Below are 17,011 nucleotides of genomic sequence, written 5' to 3'. Positions count from 1 at the left end.
GGAGCCCGCGGGGACCCGGGTCGAATCAGACACTTTATGACTCCTTCGAGAGCGAGACGAGGACGTCGTCGCCGTCGATCTTCACTTGGTAGACAGGGACGGGCCTGGTGGCGGGAGGCCCGGTGGGCTTGCCGGTGCGCAGGTCGAAGCACGACCCGTGCAGCCAGCACTCCAGCGTCTCGTCGTAGACGTCGCCCTCGCTGAGGGCGACCTCGGCGTGGGAGCACACGTCGTGCAGCGCGAAGACCTCGGGCCCCTTGCGCACGAGGGCCACCGGGGTGCCCCCCACCTCGACGGCGATCACTCCGCCGTCGGGGACGTCGCCGAGCTTGCAGACCCTTTCGAACGTCACTTCTCCAGCTCCGCCTCGACCTTGGCGAGAACGCGCGCGCGGAGCTCCTCCAGCTCGATCTTCTCCAGGAGCTGGGCGAAGAATCCGCGGATGACCAGGCGGCGGGCCTCCTCGAAGGGGATGCCGCGGGCCTGGAGGTAGAAGATCTGCTCGTCGTCGAGCCGGCCCGAGGCGCTGGCGTGGCCCGCCCCGGCGACCTCGCCGGTGAGGATCTCCAGGTTGGGCACGGAGTCGGCGCGGGCGCCGTCGGTGAGCAGCAGGTTGCGGTTGAGCTCGTAGGTGTCGGTGCCCTCGGCCTCGACCCGGATGATGACGTCGCCGATCCACACGGCGTGGGCGCCGTCGCCCTGCAGCGCGCCCTTGTAGACGACGTTGCTGCGGCAGTTGGGCTGGGAGTGGTCGACGAGCAGGCGGTGCTCCAGGTGCTGGCCGGCGTCCACGAAGTACAGGCCGGTCAGGTCGGCGTCGCCGCCGGGGCCGGTGTAGGAGACCGAGGGCGACAGCCGTACGACGTCGCCGCCGAGGGTGACCACGAAGCTCCTGAACGTGGCGTCCTTGCCGAGCCGGGCGTGGTGGTGCGAGACGTGCACCGCGTCGTCGGCCCAGTCCTGGAGGCTGACGACCTTGAGGGTGGCGCCCTCGCCGACGGCGAACTCGACGTTGTCGGCGTAGACCGCGCTGCCCCGGTGGTCGAGGACGATGACGGCCTCGGCCATGGGCTCCAGGTTGACGAGGGTGTGGCCGTAGGCGGGCCCGTCGCCGGACCCGGTGACGGTGACCACGGTCGGGACGGAGGCGACGGCCTCGCGCGGGACCGTGATCACGGTCGCCTTCTCGAAGGCGCCGTAGGCCTGGGCGCTGACGCGGTCGCCGGGGACGTAGGCCCGGCCGAGCCGCGGGTCGTCGCGGCCCACGGTCTCGACGGTGACCTCGGGGGCCGCCTCCACGGCGACCACGACGCCCCCGCCGGAGGCGGCGGCGCCGGTGTGCAGGCCCTTCAGGCGCGACAGCGGGGTGAAGCGCCACTCCTCCTCGCGGCCCGTGGGGACCGGGAAGTCCTCGACGTCGTAGGAGGACCTCTCGTGGAGGGTCGACAGGGGCTTCGTCTCGAGACCCATCAGCCGACGGCCCCTTCCATCTGCAGCTCGATCAGGCGGTTCAGCTCCAGGGCGTACTCCATGGGCAGCTCGCGCGCGATCGGCTCGACGAAGCCGCGCACGATCATCGCCATCGCCTCGTCCTCGTTCAGGCCGCGGCTCATCAGGTAGAAGAGCTGGTCCTCGGAGACCTTGGAGACGGTGGCCTCGTGGCCCATGGACACGTCGTCCTCGCGCACGTCGACGTACGGGTAGGTGTCGGACCGGCTGATCTGGTCGACCAGCAGGGCGTCGCACTTGACCGTGCTGGCGCTGCCGTGCGCGCCCTCCTCGATCTGCACCAGGCCGCGGTAGGAGGCGCGGCCGCCGCCGCGGGCGACGGACTTGGAGATCACGGTGGAGCTGGTGTTCGGCGCCAGGTGCACCATCTTGGAGCCGGCGTCCTGGTGCTGGCCCTCACCGGCGAAGGCGACGCTGAGGGTCTCGCCCTTGGCGTGCTCGCCCATGAGGTACACCGCCGGGTACTTCATGGTGACCTTGGAGCCGATGTTGCCGTCGATCCACTCCATGGTCGCGCCCTCATAGGCGACGGCGCGCTTGGTGACCAGGTTGTAGACGTTGTTCGACCAGTTCTGGATGGTCGTGTAGCGGCAGCGGGCGCCCTTCTTCACGACGATCTCGACGACCGCGCTGTGCAGCGAGTCGGAGGAGTAGATGGGCGCGGTGCAGCCCTCGACGTAGTGGACGTAGGAGTTCTCGTCCACGATGATCAGGGTCCGCTCGAACTGGCCCATGTTCTCGGTGTTGATCCGGAAGTAGGCCTGCAGCGGGATCTCGACCGTGACGTTCGGCGGCACGTAGATGAACGAGCCGCCCGACCACACGGAGGTGTTGAGCGCGGCGAACTTGTTGTCGCCCACCGGGATGACGGTGCCGAAGTACTCCTTGAAGAGCTCCTCGTGCTCGCGCAGGCCCGTGTCGGTGTCGACGAAGATGACGCCCTTCTCCTCGAGGTCCTCACGGATCTTGTGATAGACGACCTCGGACTCGTACTGGGCGGCGACGCCGGCGATGAGGCGCTGCTTCTCGGCCTCGGGGATGCCGAGCTTGTCGTAGGTGGACTTGATGTCCTCGGGCAGCTCGTCCCAGGAGGTGGCCTGCTTCTCGGTGGAGCGGACGAAGTACTTGATGTTGTCGAAGTCGATGCCGGTGAGGTCGGAGCCCCAGGTGGGCAGCGGCTTCTTGCCGAACAGGCGCAGGCCCTTCAGGCGCAGGTCCAGCATCCACTCCGGCTCGTTCTTGAGCGCGGAGATGTTGCGGACGACCTCTTCGGACAGGCCACGGCGGGCGCCGGCTCCGGCGGTGTCCGGGTCGGCCCAGCCGAACTTGTAGTTCCCGAGGCCATCCAGCTCCGGGCGGTCGGTGACAGTCACCTTCCGGTCTCCTTGCTCATATCGTCGGATGTGTCTTGACGTGGTGCGGGCCGCTCGGACCCGGTCGCCCGCCGGAGCGCGTCCGGGCCGGGCGTCCTGCGCGGGCTCACGTGCGTGGTGCAGATGCCGTCGCCGTGGGCGATGGTCGCCAGTCGCTGCACCGGCGTGCCGAGGATGCGCGCGAACGCCTCCGTCTCGGCCTCGCACAGCTGGGGGAACTCCGCCGCCACGTGAGCCACGGGGCAGTGGTGCTGGCACAGCTGCTCGCCCCCGGATCCGGCCCCGCTGGCGGAGGCGGCGTAGCCGTCGTCCGACAGGGCCTCGGCCAGGACGCGCACCCGCTGGTCGGCGGGGACCTCGCGCATCCTGGGCAGCAGGCGGCCGACGAGGCCGGACACCTGCGAACGGGCGAACTCGGCCACCGCGTCCGATCCCATGCGGTCGGCGATGAAACGCAGGGCGTTGCCGGCGAGCCCGTCGTAGGCGTGCTCGAAGGCGCTGCGTCCCGCGTCGGTGATGGCGAAGAGCTTCGCCGGCCGCCCGCGTCCGCGCTGGCCCCTGGGCCTGGCCGTACGGGGCTCGATCATGCCCTCGGCCAGCAGGGTGTCCAGGTGGCGGCGGACGGCGGCGGGGGTCAGCCCGAGCCGTTCGCCGAGGGCGGCGGCGGTGATGGGTCCGTGCTCCAGGATGAGCCGGGCGACACGCGCACGCGTGCTGCGCTCGGCGGACACGCCTGAGTGCCGCGCGACGGCGGTCTCCGGGGTGTCCTGCATCTCGGTCACGTATTTCACAACATCAGTGTGGCGTAATTCCTTCCCGCCTGACAAACCGCGGCGTGCGGTCCCTCCCGTGCTGTTCATCACGCAGGAAAGGCTTACCTAATCCGCCGGGACGACATCCACCGGAACGACGGAGGAGGCGCCGCGGCGCAGCACGGTGAAGGCGGCGAGGGCGGCCAGCGCGAAGACGGCGAGCACCGCGGCCATCGGCAGCGCTCCCCCGCCCGCCAGGCCGGTCAGCGGCGCGGCGACGGCGCCGAGCGCGAACTGCAGCACACCGGTCAGCGCCGAGGCGCTCCCGGCGACCTGCTGCGGCTGCCCGGCCAGGGCGAGCGCACCGGCGCCGGGCATCACCAGCCCGCCCCCGCACATCATGACGAACAGGCCGGCGGCCAGCACCGGCAGCGGCAGGTGGGCGAGGGCGGTGGCCATCAGCACCGCGGCGCCCGCGGCGAAGAGGACCAGGCCGATCACGATCAGCCGGGAGGGGGTGACCCTGCGCCCGGCCAGCCGCCCGCCGATCTGCGCGGCGACGGTCAGCCCGAAGGCGTTCAGCGCGAACAGCAGCGAGTACGTCTGCGGGGAGGCGCCGTAGACCTCCTGGACCACGAACGGCGAGGCGGAGATGTAGGCGAACATCGCGCCGAAGCCCAGCCCTCCGGTCAGCGCGCTGGACATGAACGACCGGTCGCGCAGCAGGTGCCAGAAGGTGACGAGGGTGTGCCGCAGCCCGCCCTCCTCGCGCCTGCCGGGCGGCAGCGTCTCGCGCACCCCGAACAGGGCCGCCGCCAGCAGGAGCAGCCCCGCGACGGAGAGCGAGACGAACACGCCCCGCCAGGAGGTGTGGGCCAGCAACTGGGCGCCCGCGATGGGGGCGAGGATCGGCGCGAGGCCGCTGACCAGCATGAGGGTGGCGAAGATGCGGGCGATGGCCGCGCCGTGGTAGAGGTCGCGGACGACGGCCCGCACGATCACCAGCGCGGCGCCGCCCGCCACGCCCTGCAGCAGCCGGAACCCGATCAGGCCGTAGACGCCGGGCGAGAACGCGCACAGCAGGGAGGCGACGGCGTAGGCCGCGATGCCGATCAGCAGCGGCTTCCGCCGTCCCCGCACGTCGCTGATCGGGCCGGCGAGGATCTGCCCCGCCGAGACCCCGATCAGGCAGGCGGTCAGGCTTAGCTGCACCTGGGACTGGCCGGCGTCCATCTCGGCGGCGATGGCCGGCAGCGCCGGCAGGTACATGTCGATCGACAGCGGGCCGATCGCGGACAGCGCGCCCAGGATGAGCAGCAGCGTCCCCCTGCGCCGCCCGGCGGGCGCCGCCTCCACGGGCCCGGTGGACGCGGCAGGCGCCTCCGCGGGCTCGGCGAGCACCCCCCCGGGCGCGGACGAGGCCTCCGCGGGCTCGACGGACGCCTTCTCTGACTCGGCGGCTGCCGCGGTCATCTACTCCAACCCCTTTTCCCTCACGGGCCACGATGGGCCCTTGAGGGCCAGGGGTCTGGAACCGCAATCAGGCCATCCGAATTCCCAAATTTCGGAAATATGAGGAAAAAAGGTTAGCGCTCGCCGTACGGCCGGCGCCGCGACCGCGGGGCCGGCCGGTCGCGGCCGGCGCTCCGGTCACGGGGTCAGCCGGTCGCCTCCCGCGGGCCGACCACGGCGAACAGGGCCGCCTGCGGGTCGGCGACGACCGCCGTCCTGCCCGCCGGCGTCGTCGTGGGCGGCGTCTCCAGCGAGCCGCCCAGGTGGACGATCCTCGCCACGGCCTCGCCGACGTCCTCGACGGCGAAGCAGGCCAGCCAGTACGGCGGCGCGCCGGGCGGGAGCGGCCCCCAGGCCGCCGAGGCCCCGGCGACGGGACGGCCGTCCACCCGCCACTCGACGCGGTCGCCGTCCGGCCCGCCGATCGCGTCGGTCCCACCGGTCCCGCAGGCCTCGCCGTTAGCGCGGCTCCAGCCGAAGACGGACGCGTAGAAGGGGTCGCAGCCCCGGGGGTCGGCGGTGACCAGCTCGCTCCAGGCGAACGCGCCCGGCTCGCCGGTCACCTCCGCGCCCCGGTGCAGGCCCGGCTGCCAGGCGGCGAAGACGGCGCCCCAGGGGTCCTGGAAGGCCGCGGCGACGCCCTCGCCGAGGACCTCCGCCGGCTCGCAGACGACCTCTCCCCCGGCGGCGCGGACCTTCAGCGCCGTGACGCCCGCGTCGTCGGTGGCCACATAGGTGTTCCAGACCGAGGGGACGCCGTCGCCCGCGCCCGGCCCGACCCCGGCCACGGCCCTGCCGCCGAGGGTGAACCGGCCGTACCCTCCCGACTCCGGACGCGGGTCGAACACCGCCTCCCAGCCGAAGACCTCGCGGTAGAACCGGACCGACAGGGTGACGTCGGCGCTCGACAGCTCCACCCAGCACGGGACACCTGATTTGCAGCCACTCCGCTCGGACACGCCGAACCTCCTCATGTCGTGATTCGGGACAGGCACAGAGTGGCACGCGGCCCTCGGCGGACCGGGCGGCCGATCGGGAGCCTTGGCGGGATCCGCCCGAAGCCTTTACCGGACGCGGGGACGGCTCGCCGCCACGCCGGGAACAACCGCAGGTCCGGCAGCGGGAGCACCCGGGGCGGTCCCTAAACTCGTGGTCATGGAGTCCCCAGCCGTCGAGATCATCGATCTGGTCAAGAGATACGGCCGCACCACCGCGATCGACGGTCTCACGCTCACCGCGGGCCGCGGCGCGGTCACCGCCATCCTCGGCCCCAACGGGGCGGGCAAGACCTCGACCATCGAGATCTGCGAGGGGTTCCGGCGGCCCGACGGCGGCACCGTCCGGGTGCTGGGCCTCCCGCCCGCCCGGCCGGAGCTGCGCGCCCGGGTCGGGGTGATGCTCCAGGCCGGGGGCGTCCCCCCGGCGGCGCGCTGCGGGGAGTGGCTGCGCCTGATGTCGCGTTTCCACGCCCACCCCCTGGACCCGGCGGCGCTGCTGGAGCGGCTCGGGATGACCGAGCACGCCCGCACGCCGTACCGCAGGCTGTCGGGCGGGCAGCAGCAGCGCGTCTCGCTGGCCGCGGCCGTCGTCGGCCGCCCGGAGCTGGTCTTCCTCGACGAGCCGACCGCGGGCCTGGACCCGCAGGCCCGGCACGCCTGCTGGGACCTCGTCGCCGACCTGCGGGCCGCCGGCGTGTCGGTGGTGCTCACCACCCACCACATGGACGAGGCCGAGAGGCTCTCCGACCACGTCGTGATCATCGACCACGGCGCGGTCGTCGCCGAGGGCACCCCGAGCAGCCTCACCGGCGCCGAGCGGCAGCTGCGCTTCCGCGCCCGGCCGGGCCTGTCGCTGGACGAGCTGCTGGCCGCGCTGCCCTCCGGCAGCACGGCCAAGGAGTCCCCCTCGGGGCACTACATCATCGAGGGGCAGGTCGGCCCGGAACTGCTGGCCACCGTGACCACCTGGTGCGCCGCGGAGGGCGTCACGGCCGCCGACCTCAGCATCGAGCGCCGCACGCTGGAGGACGTCTTCCTGGAGCTGACCGGCCGGGAGCTCCGATGACCGCCACATCCCGCGGCGGACCCGCCGGCGGAGCGCGAGCGCCGGGAGCGCCGGGAGCACAGCCGGCACTGAGAACACAGCGAGCCCTGAGAGCCCTGAGAGCCCTGAGAGCGCAGAGAGCACGGAGAGCGCAGTGACCACCCTCGACCTCACCCCGGCGCCCGGCGCCGCCCCGCTGCCGCGGATGGTGCTCGCGCAGGCGGGTGCGGAGATCAAGTCGACCCTCCGCAACGGCGAGCAGCTCCTGCTCACCCTGATCATCCCTGTGCTGCTGCTCGTCGGCTTCTCCACCACGTCGCTGGTGAACGTCGGCCGCGGCTCCCGGGTGGCCTTCATCGCCCCCGGTGTGATCGCGCTCGCGGTGATGTCCACCGCCTTCACCGGCCAGGCCATCGCGACCGGCTTCGAACGCCGGTACGGCGTGCTCAAGAGGCTGGGCGCCAGCCCGCTGTCCCGGACCGGGCTGATGCTGGCCAAGACGCTCGCGGTGATCGCCGTGGAGGTCGTCCAGGTGGTCGTCATCGGCGCGGTGGCGGTGGCCCTGGGCTGGCGGCCCTCGGGCTCCCCCCTGGCCGCGCTGACGCTGATCCTGCTCGGCACCGCCGCCTTCAGCGGCCTCGGGCTGCTGATGGCCGGCACCCTGCGCGCCGAGGCCACGCTCGCCGGGGCCAACCTGGTCTACCTCGTCCTGCTGGGCTGCGGCGGGGTGATCTTCCCGCTGGCGGCCTTCCCCGCGGCGGTGGAGCCTGTGCTGCGACTGCTTCCGATCTCCGCGCTGACCGGCGGGCTGCGCGCGGTGCTGACCGGCGGAGCGGCGCTCCCCCTGGGCGCCGTCGCGATCCTCGCCGTCTGGGCGGCGGCCTCGCTGGCCCTGGCCTCCCGCACCTTCAGGTGGGAATGACCCCTTCCGGCCGGAAACGGCCCGACGACGCCCGTGCGGGTGTCCGGGCGCGCGGGAACGGCCGTCGCGTGACCCCGGCGTCCTGGGCGTCCTGGGCGTCCTGGGCGTACGGCTCGCGGGGATGGCCGCGGCGGCAGGCGGGTTCCGTATCCCGCCGTCTCCCGGCGCCCGCCGGTGATCTCACATCCCGGACGGCGTCCGCCCGCCCCGGGCCCGGCGAGTAAGGTCTGAAAGTCGATACGGCACTGACATAGGGGGAGTCTCATGACCGCCGAGGGGCTGCCCGGGCCGGCGGAGCCGTACCGGCGGGGGTTGCCGGGGCCGGGAGCGCTGCTGCGGACCGCCGCCGACGCCATCCCTCCGTCCGGGCTGGTCATCCTGGCCATCCTGTCGGTGCAGCTCGGCGCGGGTTTCGCCAAGGACCTGTTCGCGCAGCTGCCGCCGAGCGCGGTGGTGTTCCTGCGCATCGCGATGAGCGCGCTGGTCCTGGGCGTGGTCGCCCGGCCCCGGCTGCGGGGCCTGACCCGGCGGGACGTCGCGGCCGGGGTGGCGTTCGGCGTGATCCTGGGCGTGATGAACCTGTCCTTCTACGAGGCTCTGGCCCGGCTGCCCATGGGCATCGCGGTGGCGATCGAGTTCCTCGGGCCGCTCGGGGTGGCGGTGGCCGCCTCGCGCCGCCGCCTGGACCTGCTCTGGGTCGTGCTGGCCGGGTCGGGGATCGCGCTGCTGGCCCCGTGGGGCTCGGCGGCCCGGACGAGCTGGGCCGGAATCGCCTTCGCGCTGGTGGCCGCGCTCTGCTGGGCCGGCTACATCGTGCTGTCGGCGGCCGTGGGCCGGCGCTTCCCCGGCACGACCGGCCTGTCCTTCGCGATGATCGTGGCGTTCGTGGTGATCGCGCCGCTGGGCGTCGGAACGGGCGGCGCGGATCTGCTGCGGCCGGAGGTGCTGCTGATCGGGCTCGGGGTGGGCCTGCTGTCGTCGGTCATCCCCTACTCGATCGAGCTGGAGGCGCTGCGCCGGATGCCCAAGCAGGTGTTCGGCATCCTGATGAGCCTGGAGCCGGCCGCGGCGGCGCTGATCGGACTGCTCGTGCTGGGCGAGGTGCTGGACGCGCGCGAGTGGGCCGCCATCGCCTGCGTGGTCGCCGCCAGCGTGGGTTCCACCCGCGGCGCCCGCTGACCCACGCCCGGCCGGGGGCGTAGGGCCCCGGCTCTCCCGGACGTACGGCGCGCGGCCTTCCGGCCGGGGCGGCCCGGGACGTTACTCGGCGCCGCCGGCCCAGATACCGCGGACGTGGCCGATGTGGCGGCGGATCAGCCGCTCGGTGCCCTCCCGGTCGCCGGCCGCCAGCAGGTCGAGCAGGTCGAGGTGCTCGCGGGCGGAGCCGGCCAGGCCGCCCCGGGCGCTGAGGGCGGGCAGGCCGTACAGGCGGGCGCGGCCGCGCAGGTCGCGCACCACGTCCACCAGGTGCGCGTTGCCGGCCAGCGCCAGCAGCTCCAGGTGGAAGCGGATGTCGGCGTCGACGTAGGCGATCAGGTCGCCGCGGTCGGCCGCGTCGACGATCCGCTGGGCCAGCGGGCGCAGCGGATCGAACCTCGCGGCGCCGACCGTGCCTCCCGCGCTTCCCGCGCCGTCCCCGTCGGCCGCGCCCCCGCCCGCGCCGTTCCCGGCGGCCAGGCGGGTCACCGTGGGCACCTCGATGAGCAGGCGGATCTCGGTGAGCTCGTCCAGGTCGCGGTCGGACAGCTCGGTGACCCGGAAGCCCTTGTTGCGCACCGCCTCGACCAGACCCTCCTTCGCGAGGTCGAGCATCGCCTCGCGCACCGGGGTGGCCGAGACGCCGAACTGGGCGGCCAGCACGGGCGCCGAGTACACGACGCCGGGCCGCATCTCACCGGTGATCAGGGCGGCCCGCAGGGCGTGCGCCACCTGCTCCCGCAGGCTCTGCCGCTCACCCACCGCAGGCAGGTCGAGCCGGTCGTCCGCCGAAGGAGCCATCCCCGCGCCTCTCATCTCGTCATCCGGGCCCGCAGCCACGCCTCGTAGGCGGCTCCCGCCACCACCAGGTCCTCCCATGCCATGCCCACGCTCTTGAACACCCGCGGCCCCGGGCCGGGGGACACGGCGCCGGTGACCAGGTCCGCGAGGTTCCCGGCGAGATGACCGGAGGTGATCGTACCGTTCCGCAGCGGGATGACCAGATCACCCGCCTCGGCGAGGGCGGCGCGGCGCGCCTCGACGACCACGGTGGACCGCGCGACGAGATCGTCGTCGATCTCCCGGGCGTCCGGCTCGTGGGAGCCGACCGCGATCACGGTCACGCCGTCGCGGATCATCCTACCGTCGAACAACGGGGTCCTGGAGGTGGTACAGCAGGCCACGAGACCGCCCTGTCCGGGATCGGCCACGACGTGCGCCGCTCCGGGCTCCGCGCCCGTCACCGCGCCGCCGGGGACTCCGTACGCGCCGGACGCCGCGCCGGACGGGGCTGCGTACGCGGCGGCGGGCACGGCGTCGGCCCGCAGGCCCGCGGCGGCGCAGCGGGCGGCGAACTCCCCCGCCCGGACCGGATCCCGGGCGACCACGGTCACGCGCCGCAGCGGCCGGACCGTCCGCAGCGCCTCCACGTGCCCCCACGCCTGCGGCCCGGTGCCGAACACCGTCAGGTGCCCGGCGTCCCCGGCGGCCAGGTGCCGTACGGCCAGCGCCGAGACGGCCGGGGTGCGCAGCGCGGTGAGGGCGGCTCCGTCCAGCAGGGCCAGCGGGACGAGGGTCTCGCCGTCCATCAGCAGGTAGGTGCCGCAGATCCGGGGCAGGCCGCGGGCGGGGTTGCCCGGGGCGACGCCGGCCACCTTGATCCCGGCGTAGCGGCCCCAGGCGGCGGGCATCAGCAGCAGCTGCCCGGCGGGGACCTCCACGACGGGCCGCCGCGGGCCGTCCTCGGGGTCGAGCCCGGCGAGCAGCGCCTCCTCCAGGACCCGTACGGCCGCGGCCATCGGCACCAGCTCGCGCAGCGCCGGCCCGTCCAGGTAGGGGGGCGCGCTCATCGGAGCGTGAACCCGGTGCCCAGCGGGTCACGCGGGTCCAGGGTGAAGCGGTGCTCGCCGGTGCGGTAGGCCATGCCCTCGATCTCGGGGACGACGCCCTCCTCCGTCTCCTCGGCCGCCCACGCCCGGAAGGAGGTCCCCACGACGCCCTCGTGGACGAGCGTGCCGGTGAAGCCGTCGGCGTGCAGCAGCGCCAGCCGGGCGGCGGTGCCCGAGCCGCAGGGCGAGCGGTCCACCTCGCCGTCGGCGAAGACCGTCACGTTGCGCTGGTGTCCGGGGCTCACCTCGTCGTGGAAGATGACGCCGTAGATCCCCGACAGCCTCTCGTCCCGCGGGTGGCGGGCGGCGGGGTGGCCGGCCAGGGCGGCCTTGACGGCCCGGCCGAGCGCGATCAGCGCGGTCAGGTGTTCGGGGGCCACGCTGAGACCGAACGCGGCGGCCGGGACGGAGGCGTAGATGGCCCCGCCGTAGGCGACGTCGGCGGTCACCCCGGCCAGGCCGGGGAGTCCGGGGACGGACGCGGCCGGGCCGGCCGCGGCGGCGAGCGGGCCGAGGGCGACGTCCCTGGCGAGCACGTAGGAGGGGACGTTGCGGAAGGTGACGGCCTCGACGCGGCCCGCCGAGCGGCGCACCCGGGCCGTCACCCGGCCGGAGGGGACGTCCGCCACGACGTCGGTCTCCCCGTCCGGGTCGGTCGGGACCAGGCCGGTCTCGGCGGCGTGGACGCCGAGTGCGATGGTGCCGTGCCCGCAGGCGGTGGAGTAGCCGTCCTTGTGCCAGAACAGCACGCCGAGGTGGGCTCCGTCGTCGTCCGGCGGGACGAGGAAGCAGCCGTACATGTCGGCGTGGCCGCGCGGCTCGTGGCAGAGCAGCCGCCGCACGGCGTCGACCTCGGGGGCCCGCGCCGCCTCGCGGCGTTCGAGGACCGTGCCGCCGGGGATGTCCGGCGTCCCGGCGGTGACGATCCGGAACGGCTCGCCGCCGGTGTGGTAGTCCACCGTGTGGATCCGCATGTTCTCCCGTTCTGTCGTTCCGGCCCGGTGCGGGGCCGCCCCCGTGGGGTCTTCTCCCCGGGGCGGCCCCGTGAAGGTCCTGCTCCGGGACGCGGCGCCGTGCGGCGCCGTTGCGGCGCCGTGGGACGCCGTGGGACGCCCCACGGTGCCGTCAGACGCCGCCCAGGTACGCCTCGACCACCCGGGGGTCGTCGCGCAGTTCGGCGGCCGGCCCCTCCAGCACGCGCTCGCCGTTCTCGATCACGTAGCCGCGGTGGGCGATGCCGAGCGCGGCGGTGGCGTTCTGCTCGACGAGCAGCACCGAGGTGCCCTCGGCGTTGATCTGGGCGATCAGCTCCATCACCGACGCCACCACCAGCGGGGCCAGTCCCATGGACGGCTCGTCGAGCAGCAGCGTCCTGGGCCCGGTGACCAGGGCCCGGCCGATGGCGAGCATCTGCTGCTCGCCGCCGGACAGCGTGCCGCCCTGCTGGGCGCGCCGCTCGGCCAGCCGGGGCAGCAGCCCGTAGACCCGGTCGATCCGCCGTCGCACCTCGGCCTGGTCACGGACGAGGTAGCCGCCGATCTGGAGGTTCTCGTGGACGGTGAGGGTGCTGAAGACCCGGCGGCCCTCGGGGACGTGGACCAGTCCCAGGGCGGTGACGCGGTGCGGCTTCGCGCCGGTGACGTCGTGGCCGTCGAAGACGACCGTGCCGCCGCTGGGCCGTACCAGCCCGGAGGCCGCCGCCAGGGTGGTGGTCTTGCCGGCGCCGTTGTTGCCGAGCAGGGCGACGATCTCGCCCTGCCCGACGGTGAGCGACAGCCCGCGCAGGGCGTGCACGCCGCCGTAGTGGACGTCGAGTCCGCTGATCTCAAGCATGGGTGTCGCTCCCGAGGTAGGCCTCGATGACGGCCGGGTCGCGGCGCACGTCCTCCGGGCGGCCGTCGGCGATCTCCTTGCCGAAGTTGAGCACGACCACGCGCTCGGAGACCTCCATGACCAGGCCCATGTCGTGCTCGATGAGGACGATGGCCACGCCCAGCGCCTGGATGCGGCGGATCAGGTCGAGCAGTTCGGTCTTCTCGCCGTGGTTGAGGCCGGCGGCGGGCTCGTCGAGCAGCAGCAGGTCGGGGCGGCGGGCCAGCGCCCGGGCGATCTCGACGCGGCGCTGCTCGCCGTAGGGCAGGTGGCGGGCCTCGCCGTACCGGTCGCCGCGCAGGCCGACGAAGTCGAGCCAGTGGTGGGCCTGCTCGGTGCACTCGCGTTCGGAGCGGCGGTAGCGGGGGGTGTGCAGCAGCGCGTCCAGGACGTTCTGCCGCAGCCACAGGTGGGCGCCGGCCCGCACGTTGTCCAGGACCGACAGCTCGCCGAACAGGCGCAGGTTCTGGAAGGTCCTGGCGACGCCGAGCGCGGCGACGGCCGACGGCCGCAGGCCGCGCAGGCTCCGGCCGCGCAGGGTGATCTCCCCGGCGGTGGGGCGGTAGAAGCCGGTGACGCAGTTGAACGCCGAGGTCTTGCCGGCGCCGTTGGGCCCGATGACCGAGACGACCTCCGCCTCGTTCACCGAGAACGTCAGCCCGTCGATGGCCAGCAGCCCGCCGAAGGCCAGGCGCAGGTCCGAAACGCTGAGCAGGGTCGTCACGGGACCTCCTTGGACCGGGCGGGCCACAGCCCCTGCGGGCGCAGCAGCATGACGGCGATGAGCAGGACTCCGAACAGGAAGAACCGGTAGTCGGCCAGGTCGCGGAGGATCTCCGGCAGGATGCTGATCACGATGGCGCCGATGACGACGCCGGGGATCGAGCCCATGCCGCCCAGGACGACGGCCATCAGCACCAGGGCCGACTGCAGGAAGGTGAAGCTGCCCGGGGAGATCGCCGACAGGTGGGCGGCGAACAGCACCCCGGCCAGGCCGCCCCAGACGGCGCCGGCGATGTAGGCGGCGAGCTTGACGCGGTAGGTGTGCACGCCCATGGCCTCGGCGGCGTCCTCGTCCTCGCGGACGAACCGCCAGGCCCGGCCGATGCGGGAGCGGCCCAGCCGGGCGGCGCCGAGGACGGCCAGCGCGACGACGACCACGGTCAGGTAGTAGAACGCGACCGGGCTCCCGGTCAGGCCGGGGATGCCGTAGATGCCCGAGGGGCCGCCGGTGACGTCCAGGTTGTTGGCGGTGATCCGGATGATCTCGCCGAAGCCGAGGGTGACGATGGCGAGGTAGTCGCTGCGCAGCCGCAGGGTGGGCGCGCCGATGACGACGCCCGCGACGACCGTCACGACGATGACGGCCGGCACGGTGGCCACCAGCGGCAGGTCCAGGCGGGTGGCCAGCACGCCGCTGGTGTAGGCGCCGACCGCGAAGAACGCGACGTAACCGAGGTCGAGCAGACCGCAGTAGCCGACCACGATGTTCAGCCCGGCGGCGAGCATCACGAAGATGGCCGCGCTGGTCATGACCGACAGCGCGTACGGCGTGGCGTCGATGAACGGCGCGAGCAGCGCGACGAGCAGGCCGGCCAGCCCGGCCCAGCGGTTCTGCAGCAGCCGGGAGGCGCGGGTGGGCGGCTTGCCGGCGCCGCGGCGGCGGACCTCCGGGGTCTTGACGTCTTCGGGGGTGGCGTCGGGGATGCGGGTCACACTCGCTCCGTCACGCGTTCGCCGAGCAGGCCGGTGGGCCGCACGGTCAGGAACAGGATCAGCACCCCGAAGGCGAAGACGTCGCGCCACTCGCCGCCCAGCCAGAACGTGCCGAACGACTCCAGCAGGCCGAGCACCAGCCCGCCGAGCATCGTGCCGGGGATGTTGCCGATGCCGCCGATGACGGCCGCGGTGAACGCCTTGAGCCCGATCAGGAACCCCATCAGGAAGTCGATCTTGCCGTAGTAGGCGCCCGCCATCACCCCGGCGGCTCCGGCGAGGGCCGAGCCGATGAAGAAGGTCCGGGAGATGACGGCGTTGACGTCGATGCCCATCAGCGAGCTGGTGGCCGGGTCCAGGGCGATGGCCCGCATGGCGCGGCCCTCGCGGGTCCGGGTGACCAGCAGGTTCAGCCCGATCATCAGGACCACGGCCACCCCGACCAGGACGAGCTGCGCGAGCGTCAGCCTGGCCCCGGCGACCTCCAGCGAGGTGCCGCCGAGCCGCAGCGGGTAGACCCGCGGGTCGGCCCCGGCGGCGGCGCGCATGCCGTACTCCAGGGCGAAGGACGCGCCGACCGCGGTGATCAGCAGGGAGAGGCGGGGGGCGCGGCGCAGGGGCCGGTAGGCGATCCGTTCCAGCGCCACCCCGGCCAGGCCGGTGACGGCCATGGTGACCACCAGTACGGCCAGCAGCACCGGCAGCGCCATCGAGGAGGACACGCCGCCGACCGCGCCGAGGATGGCGAAGCCGGCGAACGCGCCGAGCATGTACAGGTCGCCGTGGGCGAAGTTGAGCAGTTTGATGATCCCGTAGACCATGCTGTAGCCCAGCGCCACCAGGGCGTAGAACGAGCCGACGAACAGCCCGTTCCAGATGAGCTGCGTCATTTCAGGGAGTCCTGCAGGGTGATCTTGCCGTCCTTGACGACCAGGATCTGGAAGCCGCCGTTGGACAGGGTGTGCTCGGGGGTGAACTTCAGCGGGCCGGAGAACATCTGGAACCCGTCGATCGCCTCCAGCGCCGAGATGACCTTGGCGCCGTCGGTGCCGCCCGCCTTGCCGACGGCCTCGGCGGCCAGCCGTACGGCGTCGTAGGCCTGATTGGAGTAGGGGCCGGGCTCGGCGCCGAACTTCTTCTTGTACGCCTCGATCCAGCCCTCGGCGCCCTCCAGGGTGTCGGGGGTCTGGGTCATGGTGGCGTAGACGCCCTCGGCGGCCTCGGGCCCGGCGATCTCGACGAGCTTGGGCGAGACCGAGCCGTCGCCGACCATGATGGAGCCCTTGTACCCGGCCTGGCGGAGCTGGCGGGCGATCAGGCCGCCCTCCTGGAAGTAGCCGGTCCAGTAGACGAAGTCGGGCTTCTTGGCCAGCACGTTGGTGATGTTGGCGCTGTAGTCGCTCTCCTTGGGGGTCACCGCCTCGACGAGCGCGGTGTCGGGACCGCCGGGGGCGTCCAGCAGGGTCTTGGTGCGCAGCGCGATGTCCTTGGAGTAGCTGGTGTTGTCGTGCATCAGCGCGACACTCTTGGCGCCCTGCTTGGTCATCCACTTCTCGGCGGCGCCGGCCTGCTGGGTGCCGGTGCCGTTGATGAGGAAGACGTGCTTGAGCTTCTGGTCGACCAGCTCCTGGGAGTTGGCCGCCGGGATGATCATCGGTATGTTCGACTTCCCGAAGATGGGAAGGGTGGGCAGCGTCGCGCCGGAGCAGTATCCTCCGACCGAGACGTCCACCCCCTCGGTGACCAGCTTGTTGGCTCCGGCCGCCGCGGACTGGGCGTCACAGGCGTCGTCGGCGGTCTTGAGCTCCAGCTTTCGGCCGAGGACCCCGCCCTTGGCGTTGATCTCGTCCACGGCGAGCTGGGCCGCGTTGCTCATATAGGGGCCGATCGCGGCCTCGCTGCCCGACTGGGGGATCAGCATTCCGAGGACGATCGGCTCGTTCGTCTTGGCGGTGTCGCCTCCGTCGCCGCCGCCGAGCAGCCCCTGGCCACATCCGGTGGCGAGCAGGGCCACGGCGGCCAGCGAGGCGATGGGGGCAAGGGGGATGGCACGCATGTGCGGCTCCTCACGGCTAGTGATGTGTGACATTGCACATAGGTGAGCCCTGAGCCGTCAAGGACCGAAACAAGACCGTTAGCCTTCTCGTCCCGAACCTTCATCTACCGGCGTGCCGGAAGGCGTAGGCGAGCGTCTTGTTCGCTCCGGCCTCGGGGATCGCCAGGGAG

17 protein-coding genes are annotated in these 17,011 nt (G+C 73.1%); 3 read left to right on the top strand and 14 right to left on the bottom strand.

Annotated elements, in window-relative coordinates; genetic code table 11:
- Positions 1–34: 34 nt before the first annotated feature.
- From AB0D67_RS31405 to AB0D67_RS31380, 6 genes are all read right to left on the bottom strand, one after another.
- Complete coding sequence (locus AB0D67_RS31405) at positions 35–352, bottom strand: non-heme iron oxygenase ferredoxin subunit (RefSeq protein WP_362944078.1); 318 nt, start codon at positions 350–352, stop codon at positions 35–37.
- A complete protein-coding gene (gene sufD / locus AB0D67_RS31400) occupies positions 349–1,470 on the bottom strand; it encodes a Fe-S cluster assembly protein SufD (RefSeq protein WP_362944076.1) in 1,122 nt (373 codons plus the stop codon). Before sufD ends, AB0D67_RS31405 begins: the two co-directional genes overlap by 4 nt.
- The gene (gene sufB, locus AB0D67_RS31395; protein WP_362944074.1) at positions 1,470–2,882 is read right to left on the bottom strand and encodes a Fe-S cluster assembly protein SufB; all 1,413 of its coding nucleotides are present in this window, start codon (positions 2,880–2,882) and stop codon (positions 1,470–1,472) included. The genes sufD and sufB overlap by 1 nt, the downstream gene beginning before the upstream one ends.
- Positions 2,879–3,655, bottom strand: coding sequence for a MarR family transcriptional regulator (locus tag AB0D67_RS31390; protein WP_362944142.1), 777 nt, complete (start codon positions 3,653–3,655; stop codon positions 2,879–2,881). Before AB0D67_RS31390 ends, sufB begins: the two co-directional genes overlap by 4 nt.
- 105 nt (positions 3,656–3,760) lie before the next feature.
- Positions 3,761–5,107, bottom strand: a complete 1,347-nt coding sequence (locus tag AB0D67_RS31385; protein WP_362944072.1) for a multidrug effflux MFS transporter — start codon at positions 5,105–5,107, stop codon at positions 3,761–3,763.
- A gap of 185 nt (positions 5,108–5,292) precedes the next feature.
- Complete coding sequence (locus AB0D67_RS31380) at positions 5,293–6,105, bottom strand: VOC family protein (RefSeq protein WP_362944070.1); 813 nt, start codon at positions 6,103–6,105, stop codon at positions 5,293–5,295.
- Between the two features lie 196 nt (positions 6,106–6,301).
- Here AB0D67_RS31380 and AB0D67_RS31375 point away from each other — a divergent pair, with 196 nt between their 5' ends.
- The 3 genes from AB0D67_RS31375 to AB0D67_RS31365 all read left to right on the top strand — a co-directional run bounded on the left by AB0D67_RS31375 (position 6,302) and on the right by AB0D67_RS31365 (position 9,290).
- Positions 6,302–7,210, top strand: coding sequence for an ABC transporter ATP-binding protein (locus AB0D67_RS31375; RefSeq protein ID WP_362944068.1), 909 nt, complete (start codon positions 6,302–6,304; stop codon positions 7,208–7,210).
- A 184-nt stretch (positions 7,211–7,394) separates the two neighbouring features.
- A complete protein-coding gene (locus AB0D67_RS31370; protein ID WP_362944140.1) occupies positions 7,395–8,111 on the top strand; it encodes an ABC transporter permease in 717 nt (238 codons plus the stop codon).
- Positions 8,112–8,375: 264 nt separating this feature from the next.
- Positions 8,376–9,290: an EamA family transporter gene (locus tag AB0D67_RS31365; protein ID WP_362944066.1), complete on the top strand. Its 915-nt coding sequence runs from the start codon at positions 8,376–8,378 to the stop codon at positions 9,288–9,290.
- Between the two features lie 81 nt (positions 9,291–9,371).
- Here AB0D67_RS31365 and AB0D67_RS31360 read toward each other — a convergent pair whose 3' ends face one another.
- The 8 genes from AB0D67_RS31360 to AB0D67_RS31325 all read right to left on the bottom strand — a co-directional run bounded on the left by AB0D67_RS31360 (position 9,372) and on the right by AB0D67_RS31325 (position 16,841).
- On the bottom strand, positions 9,372–10,109 hold the full coding sequence (locus AB0D67_RS31360) for a GntR family transcriptional regulator (RefSeq protein WP_362944064.1): 738 nt from the start codon (positions 10,107–10,109) through the stop codon (positions 9,372–9,374).
- An 11-nt stretch (positions 10,110–10,120) separates the two neighbouring features.
- A complete protein-coding gene (locus tag AB0D67_RS31355) occupies positions 10,121–11,158 on the bottom strand; it encodes an ornithine cyclodeaminase family protein (RefSeq protein ID WP_362944062.1) in 1,038 nt (345 codons plus the stop codon).
- Positions 11,155–12,171 carry a proline racemase family protein gene (locus tag AB0D67_RS31350; RefSeq protein WP_362944060.1) on the bottom strand — a complete coding sequence of 339 codons (1,017 nt, stop codon included), beginning with the start codon at positions 12,169–12,171 and terminating at the stop codon, positions 11,155–11,157. Before AB0D67_RS31350 ends, AB0D67_RS31355 begins: the two co-directional genes overlap by 4 nt.
- Positions 12,172–12,322: 151 nt before the next feature.
- Positions 12,323–13,030, bottom strand: coding sequence for an ABC transporter ATP-binding protein (locus AB0D67_RS31345; RefSeq protein ID WP_362944058.1), 708 nt, complete (start codon positions 13,028–13,030; stop codon positions 12,323–12,325).
- Positions 13,023–13,793 (bottom strand): ABC transporter ATP-binding protein, encoded by a 771-nt coding sequence (locus AB0D67_RS31340; protein WP_362944056.1) that lies wholly within the window; start codon positions 13,791–13,793, stop codon positions 13,023–13,025. Before AB0D67_RS31340 ends, AB0D67_RS31345 begins: the two co-directional genes overlap by 8 nt.
- A complete protein-coding gene (locus AB0D67_RS31335) occupies positions 13,790–14,785 on the bottom strand; it encodes a branched-chain amino acid ABC transporter permease (protein ID WP_362944054.1) in 996 nt (331 codons plus the stop codon). Before AB0D67_RS31335 ends, AB0D67_RS31340 begins: the two co-directional genes overlap by 4 nt.
- Positions 14,782–15,675, bottom strand: a complete 894-nt coding sequence (locus tag AB0D67_RS31330; protein ID WP_362944052.1) for a branched-chain amino acid ABC transporter permease — start codon at positions 15,673–15,675, stop codon at positions 14,782–14,784. The genes AB0D67_RS31335 and AB0D67_RS31330 overlap by 4 nt, the downstream gene beginning before the upstream one ends.
- Positions 15,672–16,841, bottom strand: a complete 1,170-nt coding sequence (locus AB0D67_RS31325) for a branched-chain amino acid ABC transporter substrate-binding protein (protein WP_362944050.1) — start codon at positions 16,839–16,841, stop codon at positions 15,672–15,674. The genes AB0D67_RS31330 and AB0D67_RS31325 overlap by 4 nt, the downstream gene beginning before the upstream one ends.
- Positions 16,842–17,011 lie beyond the last annotated feature (170 nt).

Source organism: Streptosporangium sp. NPDC048047, from assembly GCF_040653115.1.
Lineage (GTDB): Bacteria > Actinomycetota > Actinomycetes > Streptosporangiales > Streptosporangiaceae > Streptosporangium.
The sequence above is the reverse complement of the archived record's forward strand: the minus strand, read 5'-3'. Positions and strand labels throughout refer to the sequence as shown.

Excerpts from the sequence above, each read along its gene's own strand:
- AB0D67_RS31330 (WP_362944052.1), bottom strand. The coding sequence starts at position 15,675 with ATGACGCAGCTCATCTGGAACGGGCTGTTCGTCGGCTCGTTCTACGCC.
- AB0D67_RS31390 (WP_362944142.1), bottom strand. The coding sequence starts at position 3,655 with ATGCAGGACACCCCGGAGACCGCCGTCGCGCGGCACTCAGGCGTGTCC.
- AB0D67_RS31375 (WP_362944068.1), top strand. The coding sequence starts at position 6,302 with ATGGAGTCCCCAGCCGTCGAGATCATCGATCTGGTCAAGAGATACGGC.
- AB0D67_RS31355 (WP_362944062.1), bottom strand. The coding sequence starts at position 11,158 with ATGAGCGCGCCCCCCTACCTGGACGGGCCGGCGCTGCGCGAGCTGGTG.
- AB0D67_RS31385 (WP_362944072.1), bottom strand. The coding sequence starts at position 5,107 with ATGACCGCGGCAGCCGCCGAGTCAGAGAAGGCGTCCGTCGAGCCCGCG.
- sufD (WP_362944076.1), bottom strand. The coding sequence starts at position 1,470 with ATGGGTCTCGAGACGAAGCCCCTGTCGACCCTCCACGAGAGGTCCTCC.
- AB0D67_RS31345 (WP_362944058.1), bottom strand. The coding sequence starts at position 13,030 with ATGCTTGAGATCAGCGGACTCGACGTCCACTACGGCGGCGTGCACGCC.
- AB0D67_RS31360 (WP_362944064.1), bottom strand. The coding sequence starts at position 10,109 with ATGGCTCCTTCGGCGGACGACCGGCTCGACCTGCCTGCGGTGGGTGAG.
- AB0D67_RS31365 (WP_362944066.1), top strand. The coding sequence starts at position 8,376 with ATGACCGCCGAGGGGCTGCCCGGGCCGGCGGAGCCGTACCGGCGGGGG.
- AB0D67_RS31325 (WP_362944050.1), bottom strand. The coding sequence starts at position 16,841 with ATGCGTGCCATCCCCCTTGCCCCCATCGCCTCGCTGGCCGCCGTGGCC.
- AB0D67_RS31370 (WP_362944140.1), top strand. The coding sequence starts at position 7,395 with ATGGTGCTCGCGCAGGCGGGTGCGGAGATCAAGTCGACCCTCCGCAAC.
- AB0D67_RS31350 (WP_362944060.1), bottom strand. The coding sequence starts at position 12,171 with ATGCGGATCCACACGGTGGACTACCACACCGGCGGCGAGCCGTTCCGG.